The sequence below is a fragment of the Arthrobacter sp. Leaf141 genome (assembly GCF_001424565.1).
In the GTDB taxonomy this organism is placed as follows: Bacteria; Actinomycetota; Actinomycetes; order Actinomycetales; family Micrococcaceae; genus Arthrobacter.
Genome location: NZ_LMOL01000005.1, coordinates 806,290 through 823,944, shown reverse-complemented (window position 1 = coordinate 823,944; position 17,655 = coordinate 806,290). Strand labels below are relative to the sequence as shown.

At 67.8% G+C, this 17,655-nt stretch carries 15 protein-coding genes; 5 read left to right on the top strand and 10 right to left on the bottom strand.

Going from position 1 to position 17,655, the window contains the following annotated elements; all coding sequences use genetic code 11:
- Positions 1 to 106: 106 nt before the first annotated feature.
- Together ASF72_RS06310 and ASF72_RS06305 are read right to left on the bottom strand one after the other, a co-directional pair.
- Entirely contained in the window at positions 107 to 1,681 is a 1,575-nt protein-coding gene (locus ASF72_RS06310) for a hypothetical protein (RefSeq protein WP_056597266.1), read from the bottom strand.
- The gene (locus ASF72_RS06305) at positions 1,663 to 2,457 is read right to left on the bottom strand and encodes an ABC transporter ATP-binding protein (RefSeq protein WP_056597264.1); all 795 of its coding nucleotides are present in this window, start codon (positions 2,455 to 2,457) and stop codon (positions 1,663 to 1,665) included. The genes ASF72_RS06310 and ASF72_RS06305 overlap by 19 nt, the downstream gene beginning before the upstream one ends.
- A gap of 128 nt (positions 2,458 to 2,585) precedes the next feature.
- Here ASF72_RS06305 and ASF72_RS06300 point away from each other — a divergent pair, with 128 nt between their 5' ends.
- Together ASF72_RS06300 and ASF72_RS06295 are read left to right on the top strand one after the other, a co-directional pair.
- The gene (locus ASF72_RS06300) at positions 2,586 to 4,460 is read left to right on the top strand and encodes a Na+/H+ antiporter (RefSeq protein ID WP_056597262.1); all 1,875 of its coding nucleotides are present in this window, start codon (positions 2,586 to 2,588) and stop codon (positions 4,458 to 4,460) included.
- Positions 4,461 to 4,553: 93 nt separating this feature from the next.
- Positions 4,554 to 5,480, top strand: a complete 927-nt coding sequence (locus ASF72_RS06295; protein WP_050687916.1) for an aldo/keto reductase — start codon at positions 4,554 to 4,556, stop codon at positions 5,478 to 5,480.
- A 5-nt stretch (positions 5,481 to 5,485) separates the two neighbouring features.
- On the opposite strand, the gene ASF72_RS06290 is transcribed toward ASF72_RS06295, so the two are convergent.
- From ASF72_RS06290 to ASF72_RS06275, 4 genes are read right to left on the bottom strand one after another with little or no spacing between them, the layout of a single operon-like run.
- Positions 5,486 to 5,806 carry a DUF3253 domain-containing protein gene (locus ASF72_RS06290; protein WP_082484057.1) on the bottom strand — a complete coding sequence of 107 codons (321 nt, stop codon included), beginning with the start codon at positions 5,804 to 5,806 and terminating at the stop codon, positions 5,486 to 5,488.
- Between the two features lie 13 nt (positions 5,807 to 5,819).
- Positions 5,820 to 6,917, bottom strand: coding sequence for an NADH:flavin oxidoreductase/NADH oxidase (locus tag ASF72_RS06285; protein WP_050687915.1), 1,098 nt, complete (start codon positions 6,915 to 6,917; stop codon positions 5,820 to 5,822).
- On the bottom strand, positions 6,917 to 7,894 hold the full coding sequence (locus ASF72_RS06280) for a tetratricopeptide repeat protein (protein WP_056597260.1): 978 nt from the start codon (positions 7,892 to 7,894) through the stop codon (positions 6,917 to 6,919). The genes ASF72_RS06285 and ASF72_RS06280 overlap by 1 nt, the downstream gene beginning before the upstream one ends.
- Before the next feature lie 52 nt (positions 7,895 to 7,946).
- Entirely contained in the window at positions 7,947 to 9,644 is a 1,698-nt protein-coding gene (locus tag ASF72_RS06275) for a hypothetical protein (RefSeq protein WP_056597259.1), read from the bottom strand.
- A gap of 263 nt (positions 9,645 to 9,907) precedes the next feature.
- Here ASF72_RS06275 and ASF72_RS06270 point away from each other — a divergent pair, with 263 nt between their 5' ends.
- The gene (locus ASF72_RS06270) at positions 9,908 to 11,143 is read left to right on the top strand and encodes an AI-2E family transporter (protein WP_050687925.1); all 1,236 of its coding nucleotides are present in this window, start codon (positions 9,908 to 9,910) and stop codon (positions 11,141 to 11,143) included.
- A gap of 18 nt (positions 11,144 to 11,161) precedes the next feature.
- Here ASF72_RS06270 and ASF72_RS06265 read toward each other — a convergent pair whose 3' ends face one another.
- Positions 11,162 to 11,962, bottom strand: a complete 801-nt coding sequence (locus tag ASF72_RS06265) for an alpha/beta hydrolase (RefSeq protein WP_056597257.1) — start codon at positions 11,960 to 11,962, stop codon at positions 11,162 to 11,164.
- A 43-nt stretch (positions 11,963 to 12,005) separates the two neighbouring features.
- Entirely contained in the window at positions 12,006 to 12,362 is a 357-nt protein-coding gene (locus ASF72_RS06260) for a hypothetical protein (RefSeq protein ID WP_056597255.1), read from the bottom strand.
- Between the two features lie 71 nt (positions 12,363 to 12,433).
- Between ASF72_RS06260 and nucS the strand changes: the two genes are divergently transcribed.
- Positions 12,434 to 13,129: an endonuclease NucS gene (gene nucS / locus ASF72_RS06255; RefSeq protein ID WP_050687910.1), complete on the top strand. Its 696-nt coding sequence runs from the start codon at positions 12,434 to 12,436 to the stop codon at positions 13,127 to 13,129.
- 283 nt (positions 13,130 to 13,412) lie between these two features.
- Positions 13,413 to 13,616 (top strand): cold-shock protein, encoded by a 204-nt coding sequence (locus ASF72_RS06250; RefSeq protein ID WP_050687909.1) that lies wholly within the window; start codon positions 13,413 to 13,415, stop codon positions 13,614 to 13,616.
- A 151-nt stretch (positions 13,617 to 13,767) separates the two neighbouring features.
- Here ASF72_RS06250 and ASF72_RS06245 read toward each other — a convergent pair whose 3' ends face one another.
- A complete protein-coding gene (locus ASF72_RS06245) occupies positions 13,768 to 16,344 on the bottom strand; it encodes a bifunctional lysylphosphatidylglycerol flippase/synthetase MprF (protein ID WP_056597253.1) in 2,577 nt (858 codons plus the stop codon).
- Positions 16,341 to 17,651, bottom strand: a complete 1,311-nt coding sequence (locus tag ASF72_RS06240; protein WP_056597251.1) for an alpha/beta hydrolase — start codon at positions 17,649 to 17,651, stop codon at positions 16,341 to 16,343. Before ASF72_RS06240 ends, ASF72_RS06245 begins: the two co-directional genes overlap by 4 nt.
- Positions 17,652 to 17,655: the final 4 nt, after the last annotated feature.

The following is a 17,655-nucleotide window of genomic DNA, read 5'->3' as shown; positions in this document are numbered from 1 at the left end:
TGGACCAGGTGCAGCGCAGGGACAGCCGGCGCGCCCGGGCGTGTTGGAACAGGCGCCGGGGACGCCAAGGGCCGCTGCCGTGCGGCAGCGGCCCCGGTGAAAGGCATTACTTATTGACGCCCACCTGGGCCAGGAGTTCCGGCCCCCTGGCGTCAAGCCATTTTCCGCCCAGCCGGATGCCGCCGGCGAAGAGTCCAAGACCCAGCAGCAGGCCCACGGCCAGGTTGATCCAGCCCAGCATCCTGTTGCCGGTGACCAGTTCGGCAATAAGCAGTGCAACCTCGGGGATCACCAGGACCAGCAGGACGCCCATGCCGCCGAACTGGACGGCCATGGTCTGGCCCACGTTGCCCGGCGGCTTTTTGAACGGGCTGTCACCGGGCAAGGGCACGGGCGTGGTGTACCGGGCAGACACCACAGACGAAAGGCCCAGCCCGCTGAACAGGATGCCCAGCGTTAGTCCCAGCAGCCCCGGGAACGCATACCAGGTGTCGGTCAGGACGGCATATGCCACGGCGAAAACCAGTACCGTGGGAAGGGAGAACAGCAGGCAGGCCATGGCCCGGCCCAACCGGTCCGCGGTGCCCCTGACACCCGTGGCGAGGTGCAGGGCAAACGCAGTGTTGTCGTAGGAGACGTCGGCTGAGATCGACCAGGCCAGGAGGAAGGAGGATAGCGGCGCCAGGATGGCCAGGCTGCTGAAATCCCCGCTCTGGGCGCCGGTGAACACCAGCACCACCGGGAGCAGCGGGATCACCACCAGGGACCCTGAGTAGCGGGGGTCGCGCAGCCAGTAGGTCAGCGCCCGGGCCGTCACGGCGCCGGTGGGGGTTGGTGGCAGCAGGCCCAGCAGGCCCAGCTTGCCGCCCTTGCGCTTGGTGCTGCCGCCGCTGTAGGGCGGGGTCACCAGGGCCCGTTCCAGCATGGACTTCCACGCCCACGCCAGTGCGGCCAGCGTGGCGGCGGCGATCAGCAGCTTCAGCAGCGCCGGTCCCGCGTCGCCTGCCGCGACGTCCCCGGCCAGGGCCCAGGAGGCGCCCAGCGGCGTCCAGGACATGGTGCGGGCCAGTTCCGGCAGGAAGGCCGCGGAATCCGTGATGCCGCGGGTCACGCCGGCGATGATGGGTCCGAGCAGGACCAGCGGAACCATAAAAGCGATGGCGCTGACGTCCTTGAAGCGGCGGGAAGCTGCCAGGCTTGCGGTCGCCGTGGTGGTCACCTTGGAGATGACAATGCAGGTCAGGACGCCAAGGGCCGCGCCAACCACGGCCGCCAGGACCGGCAGCACCCCGCGCCACCAGGTCACGGCCGTGGACAGTCCCACCAGGGCGGTGGCGATGCCGGGGATTCCGATCAGCCCGCCCAGCGCCAGGCCCGGGAGCATCTTCCGCAGCGGGATGGCGAAGGTGGTGAAGCGGGCAGGGTCCAGGGTCATGTCCGTTCCGGAGGCCACAACCGGGATCACGGCCCAGCCGACGATGGCTGCGGCCCCGCCCAGGACCACCGCAGTGGAGGCAAGCTCCAGTGGTTCGGTCCGTAGCATCACCAGGGCGAAAATCAGCAGCCCGATGATGCCCAGGGCGTACAGGGCACCGAACGCCATGCCCACCAGCTGCCACGGACTCCGGCGGAGGCCGTTTCGCAGCAGTGTGAGTTTGAGCCTTAGGAGGTGCGCAACCATTCGAGCCCCTCCGTTGTGCTTCGGCCGCCCACCAGTTCCACGAACCGGTCCTCGAGCGAGGCTTCGCCGCGGACTTCGTCAACAGTTCCGGCGGCCAGCAGCCTGCCACCGGCCACCACTGCCACGTGGTCGCACATGCGCTGGACCAGGTCCATCACGTGGCTGGAAACGATCACCGTACCGCCGGAACCCACATAGCCGTCGAGGATGGAGCGGATGTTGGCGGCACTGACCGGGTCCACCGCTTCGAACGGTTCGTCCAGGACCAGCAGCCGCGGGGCGTGGATAAGGGCGGATGCCAACGCGATCTTCTTGGTCATGCCGGCGGAGTAGTCCACCACCAGCGTCCCGGCATCCTTGGTCAGGTCCATGGCAGCCAGCAGTTCGCGCACGCGGGTGGCCACCACGTCCCTGTCCATGCCCCGCAGCAGGCCGGCGTAGGTGATGAGCTGTTCGCCGGTGAGCCGGTCGAACAACCGGACGCCGTCAGGGAGGATCCCCATCAGTTTCTTGGCTTCCAAGGGGTTCGACCAGACATCCACGCCGTGCACGGCTGCCGTGCCGAAGTCCGGCCGCAGCAGCCCGGTGGCCATCGAGAGCGTGGTGGTCTTGCCGGCGCCGTTGGGGCCCACAACGCCGTAAAAGGAACCCGCCGGCACATCAAGGCTGATGCCGTCGACCGCGATTTTCCCGCCGAACCGTTTTGCCAGGCCATTGATGGACAGGGCGGGTGCCGTACCGGGCCGTGGCGCCTGTTCAGGTTGCAGAGCTGTCATAAAGCCAGACTAGCCTTCGACCCCCGGGCGGCGGGTCCTCCCGGAGGAGTAGTGAAATAGGCGTAGGAGCACCCCGCGCGCGCTCCCGTTGGGGCGGTCCTGTGGCCGCAGCCTGTCAGACTTGCCTCATGCACATTGCCCTGGGCCTGCTGGTCATCGTCGCCGTGGTTTGCGCCGTCAGCGCGCTGGGCAGGAAGCTTGACCTTCCCGTTCCGCTGCTGCTGGTCCTGGCGGGAGTGGCGGGATCCTTCCTGCCGTTCATCCCGGAGGTTGAGCTCAACCCCGAACTGGTCCTGGTGGGCCTGCTGCCACCCCTGCTGTATGCCGCCGCCTTCCGGTCCTCGCTGTTTGATTTCAGTTCCAACATCAGGTCCATCGGGCTGCTGTCCGTGGGCTACGTTGTGTTCGGCACCATCGCCGTGGGATTTGTGGTGTGGTGGCTGTTCCCGGAGATCCCCCTGGCTGCGGCCATTGCCCTGGGCGCCGTGGTGGCCCCGCCGGACGCCGTGGCTGCCACGTCCATCGCGCGGCGGGTGGGCATGCCCCGCCGCATCGTCAGCATCCTCGAGGGCGAGTCGCTGGTTAACGACGCCACCGCGCTGGTGTGCCTGCGCGCTGCGATCGCGGCGATCGCGGGGTCCGTTTCCGCACTGGAGGTCGCAGGCGGTTTCCTGGTGGCCGCCGGCGGTGGGCTGGCTGTGGGGTTCGCGGCCGCCTATGTCCTCACGGAGGTCCGTAAGCGGGTCAGCAACGTGGCCATCAACACGTCCACGTCCTTGATGGCCCCTTTTGTGGCGTACCTCCCCGCTGAGGCCATCCATGCCTCCGGGGTGCTGGCTGTTGTTGTGACCGGGCTGGTGATGGGCTTCAAGGCACCCTCCATGCCCAACGGCGCAGCCCGCCAGAGTGCCCGCAGCAACTGGGACACGGTGCAGTTCCTGCTGGAGAACTCGGTGTTCCTGCTGATCGGGCTGCAGGTGCGGGCCATCGTGGAGGGTGTCCAGGACGACTCGCTGGGTGCCGGCCGGGTCTGGCTGGGCTGCGCGGTGATCCTCCTGGCGGTGCTGCTGCTCCGGCCGGTCTGGGTGTTCCCGGCCACGTTCCTGCCGCGCCTGGTTCCCTCGGTCCGGAAGGCCGAGCCGGATCCACCATGGCAGGCCGCGGCGATTGTCTCCTGGGCCGGAATGCGGGGCGTGGTCACCCTGGCCGCGGTACTGACATTGCCCGCAGACCTGGAACACCGGAATGTGCTGGTCCTGGCTGCCCTGGTGGTGGTTGGCGGGACGTTGGTGCTGCAGGGTTTCACACTCCCTGTTCTGGTCAGGCTGCTGGCGGTGCAGGGTCCGGACCGGCGCGAGGACGCGCTGAACCGGGCTTCGCTGATGCAGCTGGCCACAGACGCCGGCCTGGGGCGGCTGGCGGAACTGCGCCGGGACACTGACCCGCCGGAAGTCATGGACATGCTCAAGCGCCGGACGCAGGAACGGGGCCTGGCCGCCTGGGAACGGCTGGGCCGGCCCGAGTCGGACGCCGCAACGCCCAGCCAGGGGTATGCCCGGTTGCGGATGGCCATGCTGGATGCCGAACGGACCAAGGTCCTGGACCTGCGGCGGGGTGGGCAGTTTGCGCACGAGGTGATCAGTGAGGTGCTGGAACGGCTGGACATCGAGGAGTCCATGCTGGATGCGGCCCTGGACGAGCTGGACTCCTCCGATGGCGGTGGCGGTGAAGGGATCGCCCGGCCCGGCGGAATCTGCGGGCATCTGGCAGCAGCTGCAGAGCCCGCGGTCCCGCCCGACGCTTTCTGCGCAGCGTGCCGGCGTGAAGGAACGGCCACGGTGCACCTGCGGATGTGCCTGGAATGCGGGAACGTGGGCTGTTGCGATTCCTCCGTCGGGCGCCACGCCTCGCTGCATTTCCACGAAACCAGCCACCCTGTCATGCGCAGCATCGAACCCGGGGAAGACTGGCGCTGGTGCTACGCCGATGATCTTTTGGGCTGACACGCGGGGCGGCGAGCGGGCATCCCGGCCGGGGCAGACCGGCATACTGGAGAAGAAAGCGTTTCCCCGCCGTTTGAACCGAAGGATTCCCGAATGGACTACCGCACCCTGGGCCGCACCGGGCTGACCGTCTCCACCGTCTGCGTGGGCACCAGCTCCCTGGGCAGCCACCCGGCACCCCGCGGCACCGACACCGCCGTCGACACCATCCTCAGGGCCTTTGCGGGACCCCTGAACTTCATCGATACCTCCAATGAGTACGGCGAAACCAACAGCGAGCGCCGGATCGGTGCCGCCATCGCCGCAGCCGGCGGCGTTCCGGACGGGGTGGTGGTGGCCACCAAAGTGGACCCGATCCGTGGCGTTGCCGACTATTCGGGCGCGCGGGTCCGGCAGTCCGTTGAGGAAAGCCTGGACCGGCTGGGGCTTGACCACCTGCCGCTGGTGTACCTGCACGACCCCGAAAAAATCACGTTCGAGGAGGGTACTGCTGCCGGCGGGCCGCTCGAAGCGCTCCTGGACCTGCGCAGCCAAGGTGTGATCGGACACCTGGGCGTGGCGGGTGGGCCCATCGACCTGGAACTGAAGTACCTCGCCCTGGACGTGTTCGACGTTGTGATCAGCCACAACCGCTACACGCTGGTGGACCAGAGCGCCGGGCCCCTCATCCGGGATGCGGCGGAGCGTGGTGTGGCGTTCGTGAACGCTGCCCCGTTCGGCGGCGGGATGCTGGTTAAGGGACCCGACGCCGAACCCAACTACTGCTACCGGCCCGCCTCCCCCGCGATCATCGGCCGTGTCCGGAAGATGGCTGCCCTTTGCGCCGAGTATTCCGTTCCCCTGGCCGCCGCTGCCCTGCAGTTCTCCACCAGGGACCCCCGCGTCACCTCCACCATCGTGGGTATGTCGGAACCCGACCGGGTTGCGGAGGCTGTGGATCTTGCCGGCTGGGACATCCCGGCCGAATTCTGGGACCGGATCCTGCCACTGACGGCAGCCGGCACCGGCGAACTGGGCTAAGCCGGCTACCTGGCCCGGCGGATGCGGATGGGTCCCTTGGCCGTGGACGGATCCACCACGGTCCCGCCCTGGGTGATGCTGACCTGCCCGGCGCCCACCAGCCGCCGGGCTGCCTGCCGGGCAGGCTCCATCAGGTCACGCCAGGTGTCCCCGCCCACTGCCCGGGCGGCATCCGAAGGGCAGATGGTGGACGTTGCGGCCCTGGCCGCCAGGAGTTCGAGGATTTTCGCTTCCAGCTCCTGGTCGACGGGACCCACGCCGCGGCTCCCGTCGGCCGGGTTTTTCTCCCGGGGAGCTTCATCCGGTACTTCTTCCCGGTGTGCCATGGGTGTCAGCGCCTCAGAAGGTGCGCCGCGGCACGGCGCGCTCGTACTGCGGCGCCCACGGAAGGTCATGACCCAGTTCGAAGGCGGCCCGCAGCCACCAGTGCGGATCCCGCAGGGCCGCCCGGCCCAGGAACACGGCGTCCGCCTGGCCGGTGGCGATGGCGTGTTCAGCTTGGCCGGCGGACGTCAGCAGGCCAACAGTCCCGGTGGGGACGCCTGCGTCCGCGCGGATGGCGGCGGAAAACCCTGTCTGGTAGCCGGGGCTGGGAGCAATCTGCTGCTGCGGTACAGCGCCTCCGCTGGAGACATCGATCAGGTCCACACCCTGGGCGACTGCCTGCCGGGCCAGCCGGATGGATGCGGCCAAATCCACCCCGCCCGGCGCCCAGTCCGTGGCCGAAATCCTGAGCAGCAGGGGCATGCTGTCCGGGATGACGTCGCGGACAGCATCGATCACTGCCAGCATCAGCCTGTTGCGCCCTGCCTCGCTGCCGCCCCAGGCGTCCTGGCGGCGGTTGATCAGCGGGCTCTGGAACTGGTGCAGCAGGTAGCCGTGGGCACCGTGGAGCTCTACCGTGTCGAATCCCGCCGCCACGGCCCGCACGGCGGCGGCGGCAAAGTCCGCGATGACGCCACGGATCTGGTCCTCCGTCATCTCCGCCGGAACCGCGTAGCCGTCAAAAGCGGCCGGTGACGGTCCCACGGTGTCCCAGCCGCCGTCGGCAGCGGGCACCGAGCCCTGTTCCCCGGAGAACGGCCAGTAAGTGGCGGCCTTCCGGCCGGCGTGGGCGAGCTGGACACCGATCTTAGCGTCCGCGGCGCCGTGCCGGTGCACAAAGGAGGTGATCCGCTGCCAGGCCGCCGCCTGGTCGTCGTTGTACAGCCCGGCATCCCTGGGACTGATACGGCCCTGCGCATTGACGGCCGCGGCTTCGGTGATGATCAGCGCCGCCCCGCCCGCGGCGAAGGAACCCAGGTGCATCAGGTGCCAGTCGTTGGGTACTCCGGGCGCGGCGTCGGGATCGCAGCTGTACTGGCACATGGGCGAGACCCACCCGCGGTGCCGGAGTTCGAGGGCGCGCAGGGCCAGGGGCTCGAACAGGCCCGGCACTAGAACAGCACCCGGGCCAGGGCCTGCCGTGCCTTGGCAACGCGCTCATCGGAGGCGCCAACCACTTCAAACAGTTCCAGCAGCCTGATCCGGGCAGTCTCCCGCTCGGGTCCGAAGTTCCGGCCGATGAAGGTGACCACCCGGTTCAGGGCGTCCTCCACGTGGCCGCCGGAAACGTCCAGGTCCGCCACCCCCAGCTGGGCGTCGATGTTGTCCGGCTCATCGGCGGCCAGTTTGCGCAGCGCGTCGCTGTCCGGGGCGGACAGCGGCTGCAGCCTGGCCATCAGTTCCACCTGCGAAAGCCCCGCCTTCGCCTCGTGGTCCGCAGGCATTTCCTTGAGCGCCTGGCGGTAGGCGGTGGCGGCGGCCTCGTAGTCGCCGGCCTCGATCGCATCATAGGCGGCCTGGTGAAGGGGCGGCAGGGGCGCAGGTTCCTGCTCCTCCTGCGGCCCGGCGTTCAGGCTGCCGGTCACTCCATTGGCTGCGGCCACCTTCAAAAGTTCATCCAGGATGCCACGCACCTGCTCTTCCTCTGCACCGCCCTCAAACAGCGGAACAGGCTGGCCCTTAAGGACTGCAACGGCGGTGGGCACGGCCTGCACTTGGAACGCCTGGGCCAGCTGTGGGAAGGCTTCCACGTCCGCGGCGCCCAGCACCAGCTTTCCGGCGTAGCCGGCCACCACGCGCTCGAGGGTTTCGAGCATGCCCGCGGATTCCGGGGAATACGGCGCCCACAGCGCGATCACAACCGGTACCTGCGCGGACAGCTCCACAAGCTGCTGGAAGTTGGCTTCGGTGACGTTGACGCTTAGTTCCGGGCCGCCGTCGCCCGTTGCCGGTGCACCAGGCGCCGGCGCGCCGCTGGCGGGAGCGGGAGCGGCGGGGCGCTGCTTGAGGCTGGAAAGATCGACGGCGCCACGCAGGTTAAGCAGGCTGGCAGCGGCTGGAGGGACAGGGCGGGAAGCAGGCGAACTCATGCTTTCCACTCTAGCCACTCCGGCCGCTGCCGGGGGTACTGCGGTCACCGGACTACTTGAACGAGGCCCCCACAAGGCCGCGGGTGGCGGCAACAAGTTTCATGGGATCGGTGCTGCCGGCCGGCGGCACATAAACCGCCATGGATTCCACGAAGCTCAGGACCATACCCGTTGTGGTTTCCTTGCCGCCTGCCAGGGCGGCGGCGTCGTCACCGATGGTGAGCTTGTCACCGGCCGCCTTGGGGGTGCCTTCGAACCCGAAGTTGATGCGGCCTTCCACCAACGCGCCGCCGTCAGCGGTGCGGAACACCGTGATGCTGGCCGGATCCACCTTGTGGGTGAAGGCGAAATTACCGTTCTGGCCTGACTGGACCACTTCGGCCTGGTACGAAAGGGTGTCGGCGATGTAGGGAGAGGACTCGCCCTCCACCAGTTTGTCCTTGTAGGGCGATTCCGCGTTGCCCAGGCGGTCGGCAAGTCCTGCCATGGCTTCTTCGGCCGTGTACATTAGGCCGGTCTTATCCCCGGCTGCCAGGGTTTCGGTACCCTCGCGGCTGATGTTCGGGAAGGTGGTGCCCGGCTGGAGCGGTGTGGTCTGGACCAGCTTGTAGTTGTCCCGCGGCGAGGCCTGGACCAGGGTCAAGAGCTGGGGAACCACGTTCCCGTCACCCTGGGTGACAGCCAGAACGGACCGCGGCCAGTCCCGGTTGGTGGTGACAACAGTGGTGAGCAGCTTAGTGGAGCGGACGGGCATCCGTGCCTCGTAGGAGCCTACCTGGGAGCGGATCTTGTAGTTCTGGGTGCGGACCTCCAGCTCGGTACCGCCAACGCGGGTGGCGAGCTGCGCGGCATCCTTGGCGGCATCGCCGGCATCCACCGCACTGGAGACCTGCTCCAGGACACGGCGGAACTGGGCGTCCAGGAGCACCCGCGACGGTGCTGCCTCGTCCTTGGCCGGTGCCGCAGACCCGGAGGCGTCAGGAGCCGGCGTGGCCGCCACGGCTGCGGTGCCGGAACCGGCAACCACCACGGCCGCCAGGACTGCCGCCGCCATGGCCAGCGGTGCCGAAGAGCCGTTGGCCTTCCGCTCCCGCGCGCGCTGTGCGAAGCCGCTGCCTGCACCATCGCCTTCGCCGTTGCGCTTGCGCGCGGAGAGCAGGGCCAGGGCAATGCCGGCCGCCATGATGATGGCACCCAGGACGATCAGCGGCACCGCCCACGGGGTAGCGGTGTCGTTGGGGAACGTCATGGAGACGGTGGCCGGGGCCGGCTTGGTGCCGTCGGTGGCCAGCAGCAGCGACCATTCACCGTCTGCGGGCGGGGTCCAGGTGTAATCGAGTTCGCCGCTGGCGTTCTCGGTGGTCACCCAGAGGTCGGAACCGGCCGGGTTGGGCACTGTGGCCTCACCCTCCGAGTGCTGCACTTGAAGGGACTTCTTGTCCTCGGACACGCCGTTGACAGTGTTGTGGGCGGCCCCGCCCACCCAGGCGGCGACGTCGTCCGGTCGGCCGGAGGCAAGCATGAAGTTCCCGTCGCCTTCCACGGTGATCCTGGCGGTGCCGCCATGCAGGGTGCGCAGGCCCTGGTCGAAAACGGTAACGGGTGCGTCAGTGCCATCGGCCGGCGCGGAGACGGTGAAGGTCTCGGACGGAGCCCAGATGGTCTGCTGGCCGATGCCTGCCAGGAGGGTCAGGAGGCCGAGCAGCACCAGCGCGGCTGCAGTCTTTAAACGCAAGGGATCACCTATCATCAGCGGGGGTTTACCTTCAATAGTAACCGTTTTGTTACCACGGGCGCTGTCCGGGACCCGCTCGGGCGCCGGCTGAAGCCGGTGGCGGCGGTACCGCCGCCGGTGCTGGCGGGCCGGCTGATAGTGTTTGCGATGATCATCACAACGGCCCGCAGGCGCGGTGCCACGCACGGAACAGGCCCCAAACACCAGTGACTGACAAGACGGACGCATCCTCCGCGGACACCGAAAACCCAGGCAGCACCGAGGGACAGGCGGACGCGCTGCAGGGTCAGGCACCGAAGCGGCGCAAGGGTACCGCCGCCGCAGCCCTGGGCCAGGTGGTCCGCAGGCTCCGCCAGCCCCTCCCCGGCGCCCAGCCGCGGCTCCGCTTCGAGATGCCGCCGGAGTACGCCGCCGAGGAAGGCGGGGACCGCGAGGAGAGCAAGGTGAAGGCGCAGTTCGGCCGTCCCGGTCCGCGGATGTCGCCGCAGCATCCGCTGTACATGGGCTTTATGGGGACTGTGGGCGTGGGGCTCGCCCTCCTGGTCTACTGGATCGGTTCCAACACCACGCAGCTTCTCCTCTGGATCGTTGCAGCACTCTTTATCGCCCTTGGCCTGGAGCCGGTGGTGGGCTGGCTGGAAAACCGCAAGGTCCCCCGCCCCGTGGGCATCCTGCTTGCGGTGGCGGTGCTGGCAGGCGCTGTTGTCGGATTCTTCGCCACGCTGATCCCCACCATCGTGGGTCAGGTCACCCAGATTGTGGAGCAGGCACCGGTCTGGGTCCGGGATTTCATCAACTCGGACTTTTTCGTCAACCTCGATGACCAGTTCGGGGTCCGCGACCGCATCCAGGACGAACTGGACAAGTTCGTCAACGATCCGGCAGCCGTCAGCGGGATCTTCGGGGGCGTGGTGGGCTTCGGCTCCACCGTGGCCAACGGCCTCTTCGGCGCCTTGATTGTGCTGGTCCTGAGCCTGTACTTCCTGGCCGCCCTGCCGGCCATGAAGAAGTGGGGCTACCGCCTGGCCCCCCGCTCGCGCCGGAACCGGGTGGAAGCCCTGGCTGAGGAGATCACCAAATCGGTGGGCAACTATGTGATCGGCCAGGTCTGCGTGGCCCTGCTGAATGCCACGTACGCCTTCATTGTGATGTCCATCCTGCATATTCCATTCGCCCTGCTGCTGGCGTTTGTGGTGGCACTGCTCGCGTTCATCCCCCTGGTGGGCGGGCTGATTGCCGCTGTTGTGGTGCTGCTGATCTCCCTCACGGTGGGCTGGCAGACAGCCGTCATCTACGCCATCTGCTACTTCGCCTACCTGCAGTTCGAGGCGTACTTCATCTCCCCCCGCATCATGCAGAAGGCAGTAGCGGTCCCCGGGGCCGTGGCAGTCATCTCCGTGATTGCCGGCGGCAGCCTGCTGGGCGTGCTCGGCGCGCTGATCGCCATCCCCACCGCAGCAGCTGTCCTGCTGCTGGTCCGGGAAATCTATATCGTCCGGCAGGACCAGCACTAAGCCGCATCCGGGGCAGGCTCAGGCCGGAGCGGTGGCGGCCGGACCGGCCCACTCCTGCGGCAGGCCTTCCCCGCCCAGCCCTGCCGGGCTGACAGTGGCCACAATCTCGTTGAGCACCCGTGCGGCGTGCTTCTCCCCCACCCACAGGTGTTTGGCGCCTGCCACCCCCACCACACGTGCCTGGGGCACCAGTGCGAACCGCTCGGCAGCCTCTGCCGGCTGCAGGTAGTCATCGTGTTCGGGCACCAGCACGGCCAGCGGCTTGCCGGTGTCCGCCCACTGCCGCAGATGTTGGTCCGTGGCGCGGTGCAGCGGCGGCGACAGCAGCACAGCACCTTCCACCTGGCCGGCCACGGGATCCACGGCGCCGTACATGAGGGCAAGTTCGGTGCCGAACGACCAGCCCACCAGCCAGCGGTTGGGCAGGCCGCGGTCCACCGCGAACTGGACCGCTGCCGCAACATCGTTCCGCTCACCGATGCCTTCCTCGAACGCACCGGTACTTGTCCCGCGCGGCGAGGTGGTGCCGCGGGTGTTGAACCGCAGCACCGCGATGCCTGCCAGGGCCGGCAGCCGGTAGGACGCCTTCCGGTACACGTGGGAATCCATAAAGCCGCCGTGGGTGGGCAGCGGGTGCAGGGTGATCAGCGTGGCGTGCACGGGGCCGGATTCAGGAAGGGCCAGTTCGCCCACCAGGGTGTGCCCGTCAGCCGTCAGCAGCTCCACGTTTTCCCGGCGTGCGGGCAGGACAGTGGACGCCCTGATGGGGGCCAGGCCTGTGGACTGGGTGAATGCGTACGACGCCGGATCAAAAGTCATGCCTGCCAGCTTAGCCAACGCGGGGCCCGGGCTGCCCGCAGGCTCAGCGGTAACGGTAACTGCGCGACATCCAGCAGTTGGTATGCCAGTGCCGCCGCTCTGCAAGCCCGGCCGCCGCGCCGAACAGGTGGTCGTCCTTCCAAACCACCAGGTGCGCGACTCCCGGCACCACTGCGGTGGAGCATTCGGGACAGATGTAGGTCTTCTCTGCATTCCGTGCCGTCATGGTGCGGACCATCCAGTCACCGTCCGGCGCGCTTTCCCGCCGCGCGATGCCGGCCCTGGCACGTTCGAGGTCCAGTTCCGGCACGCCGCCGCCGGCGGTCTTTTTTCCGCTGCTGCGGCCAGGTGCAGCACCCTTGCCTGACACGGGACGGCGCGGACGGTTGGAGCGGGGCATGCTTCCATTCTGCCCCAGCTTCAGCGGGGACCGGACCCTGGCACAGGGCGCCAGCCGGTAGTCTGTACGGCGTGCGACTTGTCATAGCCCGATGCTCAGTAGATTACGTTGGCCGGCTCAAGGCCCATCTCCCCCTCGCCACCAGGCTGCTCCTGGTCAAGGCGGACGGGTCGGTGCTGGTCCATTCGGATGGCGGCTCCTATAAGCCGCTGAACTGGATGAGCCCGCCGGCGAGCCTGCGGGTGACGTCCCCGGACGATGTGGACCTGGAACTTGGCGTGGTGGAGCAGTGGACCGTCCAGTCGGCGAAGACGGACGACCGGCTGATCATTAACATCCACGAGAAGTTCAGCGAAACCTCCCACGACCTGGGAGTGGACCCAGGCCTGATCAAGGACGGCGTCGAAGCGGACCTCCAGCGGCTGCTGGCCGACCAGATCGAGACCCTTGGTACCGGCTTCTCGCTCATTCGCCGGGAGTACTTCACGGCCATCGGGCCCGTGGACATCCTGGCCCGGGACGCCGACGGCGCCACGGTGGCCATTGAGCTGAAACGCCGCGGCGACATTGACGGAGTGGAACAGCTCACGCGTTACCTGGAACTACTGAACCGGGATCCGCTGCTGGCGCCGGTCCGTGGCATCTTCGCCGCCCAGCAGATCAAGCCGCAGGCGAAGGTGCTCGCCGCGGACCGCGGCATCCACTGCGTCACCCTGGACTATGACGCCATGCGGGGCGTGGACGACAGCGGGTCCCGGCTCTTCTAGGCCAGAGCGCCCCCGGCAGGCCAGGCGCTGGGCATTTCACCGTTTTGTTACCTTATTTTCTTCCTGTTGCGCATTCCAAACCGTTGACCTGCGGGAACGGACATGAAATTCTTGAAACAGTCTTTGTGTAGGTGTTATTCATGCTCGCAAGACATGTTGCGAGCGTGAAGCTCCTGCAACACCGTTCCTTTACCGGACCGGCTGCCAGGATTCTTCCGCGGAGTGACCAAGGCCGGCACGCAGTGTGCCGTTCTTAGACCCTTTCCACAATGAGGAGAAATACATGGCACAGGGAACCGTCAAGTGGTTTAACGCTGAAAAGGGCTTCGGCTTCATCACGCCGGATGACGCCGACGGCGATGTCTTCGTCCACTATTCGGAAATCCAGACGGGCGGCTTCAAGACCCTCGACGAGAACCAGCGCGTTCAGTTCGAAATCGGCCAGGGCGCCAAGGGCCCCCAGGCCACCGGCGTCACGCTGGTCTAGGCTCCGCCCCCGGCCGCAGCTGCGGCCAACGCTTTTCAAATGGTCTCCGGCTTTTGCCGGGGACCATTTGTTTGTCCACCCGGGTCCGTTGCCATTCGCGGCATGCACCGCTCATTGTTGCCAGGGCCGGAAACACGCTCCGCAATTTGTTTCACGAAACCAGTTTGCGGACCAGCCTTGCACCTTGCGAAAGGGACAACCCGGGAAGGTATGCACGCGTCAGTGCCCTGCCAATTGCGGGCAGGTGCAGCGGGTCCTGGTAATAAAGATAAAGCGACCGGTATTCGGGTTTGAAACGCGATTTAAAAGCCGCCAGGGAACGGAAGCCATAAACAGGTTCCAGGGCGTGGCCCACCAGATCAAGGATGCTCAGCAGGTTATCGGCGCCTCCTTCCGCCGCGGTTTGCGCTGCGGAAAGGCTGCCGACAGCGGCCGGCGGGTTTGCGTCGCCGGGCCTGCTGGCCAGCGGCGAGCCGGAGAGAGAAATGACTTCCACGGTGTCCCGCAGTTCAAGGACGGCGGAGGCGATCAGGAATTCCATCACCCCTGGAAACCCCTCAGGTCCCCGGCGCATCACGTCGAGCGTCCTGCTGACCAGCCGGCCGCCGTCGTAAACGGGAAGCCAGCTGGTGACCCCGTGAACCGTCCCGCCGGCGTCCACGGCGAGGCAGCACAGCACCTCGGGGTCATCCAGTTCGTCCACGCCGCCGAGGGTGAAGCCCATCTCGGGGACCGACTTGGCTGCTGCCCACCCTTCGGAAACCTCGTTCAGCCGGGACCGCAGCGGCGCGGGCAGCTCGTTGTAAGGCCCCCAGACCGCCGTCACACCCAGCTTCGCTGCGCGGTTCAATGCCGTCCGGACGTTCTGCCACTCCTTGCCCTTGAACTCGATCTCCCGGACCGCCAGCCGGGTCTCCTGCGCCACCGCGACCCGGTGGAAGCCGCGGTCCCGCAGCTCCGGCCATATCCCGTCATCGCAGGAGTACAGCGCCGGAATCAGGGCCTGGCTGCGGCAGTGCGCCAGGAACCCTTCGGTGACCGCGGGTTGGGCCGGCCCGGGCCCGAACGCCCCGCCCAGCGTCAGGGCAACAGTGCCGTGCTGCTGGTAGGCCATGGCACCGTTCCCATCAGGGCTGAACCAGTAGGTGTTTGGTTCCCACAGGGCCATCCAGGACAACGGGCCGCCGCCGCGGTGCAGCAGGTCACGGGCCCGGCTGCGGTCCTGCCTGCCGGAATCGCTGCTGTGCTGGCCGCCCACCAGGACCCACCACACCGCCACCAGGGCGATCACCCAGAAAACCGGCCCGGAGTAGGCAAAGAGCACCGCTTCGACGGTGTTGCGGTCCGTGAACAGGCGCTGGAAGTGCTGTGGAATGGGCACCGGAACGTATTGCCGGGCCAGCTCTGCGAAGAGGCCCGCCACACCGCCGTCGCGGGACAGCCCGCCGGACCCGAACCAGGCCACAGTGTAAGTCCCGGCAAGGACCAGCCACGTACCGCCCACCACAGCCGCCAGCAACCGGCGGGCTCCAGGCAGGGTCTGGACGCGGAAATGCCGCCGGTTCAGCCACAGCACCAGGGCCAGCAGCAGCGGCACCACCACCAGGGGCATTACGTGGGCAAAAGCAGTCCCCAGCGGTGCCGCCCGTGGACCCAGCGGCCGCGCCGGAAGCAAAGCGAAAAGGGCAAGATAAACGGCGGCGAGGGCGGTGACGGCCAGTTGGATGACCAGGGCAATATTCAGGGCCAGCCTGCGTCCGCGGCGCATGCCGTCCGCGCAGATCAGCAGCAGCGCAACGGGAACCACTGCAAGCGCCAGGCCAAACGGGCCGGCAAAGCCGGCCCGGCCGGCTTCGAGGCAGGATGCCTCCACCGTGGCGCCGCAGTTAAAGGCCAATTGGCCCAGCGTGGGCATCGGGTTCAGCACCACATCGCGCAGCAGCGCCAACGGACCGGTAGGCGAGCGGGCAATGCCCGTCAGGATGGGACCCACGGCAAAGACGGCCACGGTCAGGGCCAGGAGGTTCCGGGCTTCGCGGCCGGTGGAGCGGTGCCGGTGCGGTTGCCCGCCGTCGCCCTGGATCCACCATCCCGCCAGCAGGCCCAGCAACGCCCCGATCAGGCCAATGACGGTTTCCGCGTGGCCCACATACAGGACCAGCAGCAGCGAGATGGAAAGCACCGCGGTACGGAGCCGGCGCTGCCACAGGACCGGGAGCCGGGCACTGCCGGCCAGTCCGGCAGCGAGGACCGGGCCATACGGGCCGATCAGGACAACGTCCGCCATCCGGTCCAGCCACCCGTCCCCCACCGCAACGGCGAGCTGGGTCACCAACAGGAACAGCGTCACGGCGGCAAACTGGCCCAGCACAAGGAGACCGATGGCCGCCTTGGTGCCCAGCCGGCGTTCGGCCAGACCCAGCAGCACCACAATCATCAGCGAGGCAGCCAGGTAGGCCAGGGGGTTGGTGGCAAAGAAAAGGCTGGTGAACATGGACCACCAGGACCCGGCCTGCAGCCCGGGAAGGCTGACTCCTGCCACTTCGAGCAGGTGCTCCGGAGGCCCGGCCGGGAAACTTCCCGTGGCCGCCGCGGTTATCCAGAAGATGGCCAGGAGACCGAGCGTGAACGGGACCGCTGCCAGGTTACGGCCCAAACGCTGCAGCACAGGACGGGCCACAGTGGTCCAGGCCAGTCTGGCGGTGGTGTCCTGCTTGGCGGCGCTCATCCGGGGAGCCCCCACCGTCCGGCCAGGAACTGGAGCGCATCCTCGATCCGGCGGGACGAGGTGTCCCACGAATGGCCCGTATGCTCCACCCGCTGCGATTCAACGGTAAAGCCGGCGTCCCGGGCCGCGGTGGTGAGCGTATCCAGGTACGCCACGAATTCTGCGTCGTCGGCACCGGCCGTGAGATACATGGCGTGCCCGTCAAAGCGTTCGGTTGCCATGATGGCCAGTGGCGTCTGGCGGTCGAAAGCCTCCGGGTCCCCGGGGAATGCTGCATCGATGGTCTTCTGGCGCTCCTTGGCCACGGCGGGTTCGGCCTCGCTGGAAAAGCCCAGGACGGCCGGGAACAGGTCAGGATGCCGGGTGCCCATCTGCACGGCGCAGGTGGCGCCGAACGAGAACCCGCCCGCCGCCCAGCGGCTGTGGTCCGTGTCCACCGCCAAGGTGGTGCTGATCCACTGCACCACGTCCTTCGCCAGGTAGGTGTCTGCCTGGGCAATCGCGCTGTCCATGCACATGGTGTTGGCGTTCTGCGAACCATTGGGATCGGCAACCACCACCACCGGGGCAAGTCCGCCGTGGGCAGCGGCGAAGGTGTCCAGGTGGCCCCGGAGTGCTCCGCCGGTCAGCCAGTCGGCGGGCCCGCCGGGCTGTCCGGCGACAAGGACAAGCACGGGCAGGGCCGGCCGGTTGGCGGCAAAGTAGGCCGGCGGCAGGTAAATGTAGGCGTCGCGGGCTGCCAGGCCGGAAAGGGTGCCGGGAATGGCGGACCTGCGGAGCTCTCCCCCGGCCGGGAGATCACCCTGGGCTTTCCAACCTTGGAGCGTAACGCCGTCGGGGGCGCCGGACTGGCGCATCAGGGCCGGTTCCAGGGCAGGCACGCTGGCCACGGCGGTGCCCAGGAGGTCGCTGACGGTGCGGTTGAGGCCGAAGTAGGCGTTGATCTGCACAGCGGAGAGCGTCGCGACCAGCAGGACTGCCACCAGGCTGGTCCAGCGGGAACGCCAGGTGTTCCCCGGTAGCCTCAGGAAGGCCAGGAGCAGGGCGCCGACGGCGGGCACCAGCCAGATCAGGACGGCGTCCGGGATGTTTTCGGGGAAGACGGAAAGGATGTTGATCAGGGCCCAGTGCACTGCGGCCACCAGGGCGAACGCGGCGGCAGCGGCGGCCAGGACGCGGATCAGCCAGCGGAACGGGCCCGTGGCGGCCGGCGGGACTGCCAGGTGGATGGCACCGGCAAGGCCAAGGACCACTGCCATCCAATAGACCGGACCGTCAGTGAGCCGGATGTTGTAGAACCATTCCACGGCG

Coding starts and splice junctions, on each gene's coding strand:
- ASF72_RS06310 (WP_056597266.1), bottom strand. CDS start 1,681: ATGGTTGCGCACCTCCTAAGGCTCAAACTCACACTGCTGCGAAACGGC.
- ASF72_RS06305 (WP_056597264.1), bottom strand. CDS start 2,457: ATGACAGCTCTGCAACCTGAACAGGCGCCACGGCCCGGTACGGCACCC.
- ASF72_RS06300 (WP_056597262.1), top strand. CDS start 2,586: ATGCACATTGCCCTGGGCCTGCTGGTCATCGTCGCCGTGGTTTGCGCC.
- ASF72_RS06295 (WP_050687916.1), top strand. CDS start 4,554: ATGGACTACCGCACCCTGGGCCGCACCGGGCTGACCGTCTCCACCGTC.
- ASF72_RS06290 (WP_082484057.1), bottom strand. CDS start 5,806: ATGGCACACCGGGAAGAAGTACCGGATGAAGCTCCCCGGGAGAAAAAC.
- ASF72_RS06280 (WP_056597260.1), bottom strand. CDS start 7,894: ATGAGTTCGCCTGCTTCCCGCCCTGTCCCTCCAGCCGCTGCCAGCCTG.
- ASF72_RS06275 (WP_056597259.1), bottom strand. CDS start 9,644: ATGATAGGTGATCCCTTGCGTTTAAAGACTGCAGCCGCGCTGGTGCTG.
- ASF72_RS06265 (WP_056597257.1), bottom strand. CDS start 11,962: ATGACTTTTGATCCGGCGTCGTACGCATTCACCCAGTCCACAGGCCTG.
- ASF72_RS06260 (WP_056597255.1), bottom strand. CDS start 12,362: ATGCCCCGCTCCAACCGTCCGCGCCGTCCCGTGTCAGGCAAGGGTGCT.
- ASF72_RS06250 (WP_050687909.1), top strand. CDS start 13,413: ATGGCACAGGGAACCGTCAAGTGGTTTAACGCTGAAAAGGGCTTCGGC.
- ASF72_RS06245 (WP_056597253.1), bottom strand. CDS start 16,344: ATGAGCGCCGCCAAGCAGGACACCACCGCCAGACTGGCCTGGACCACT.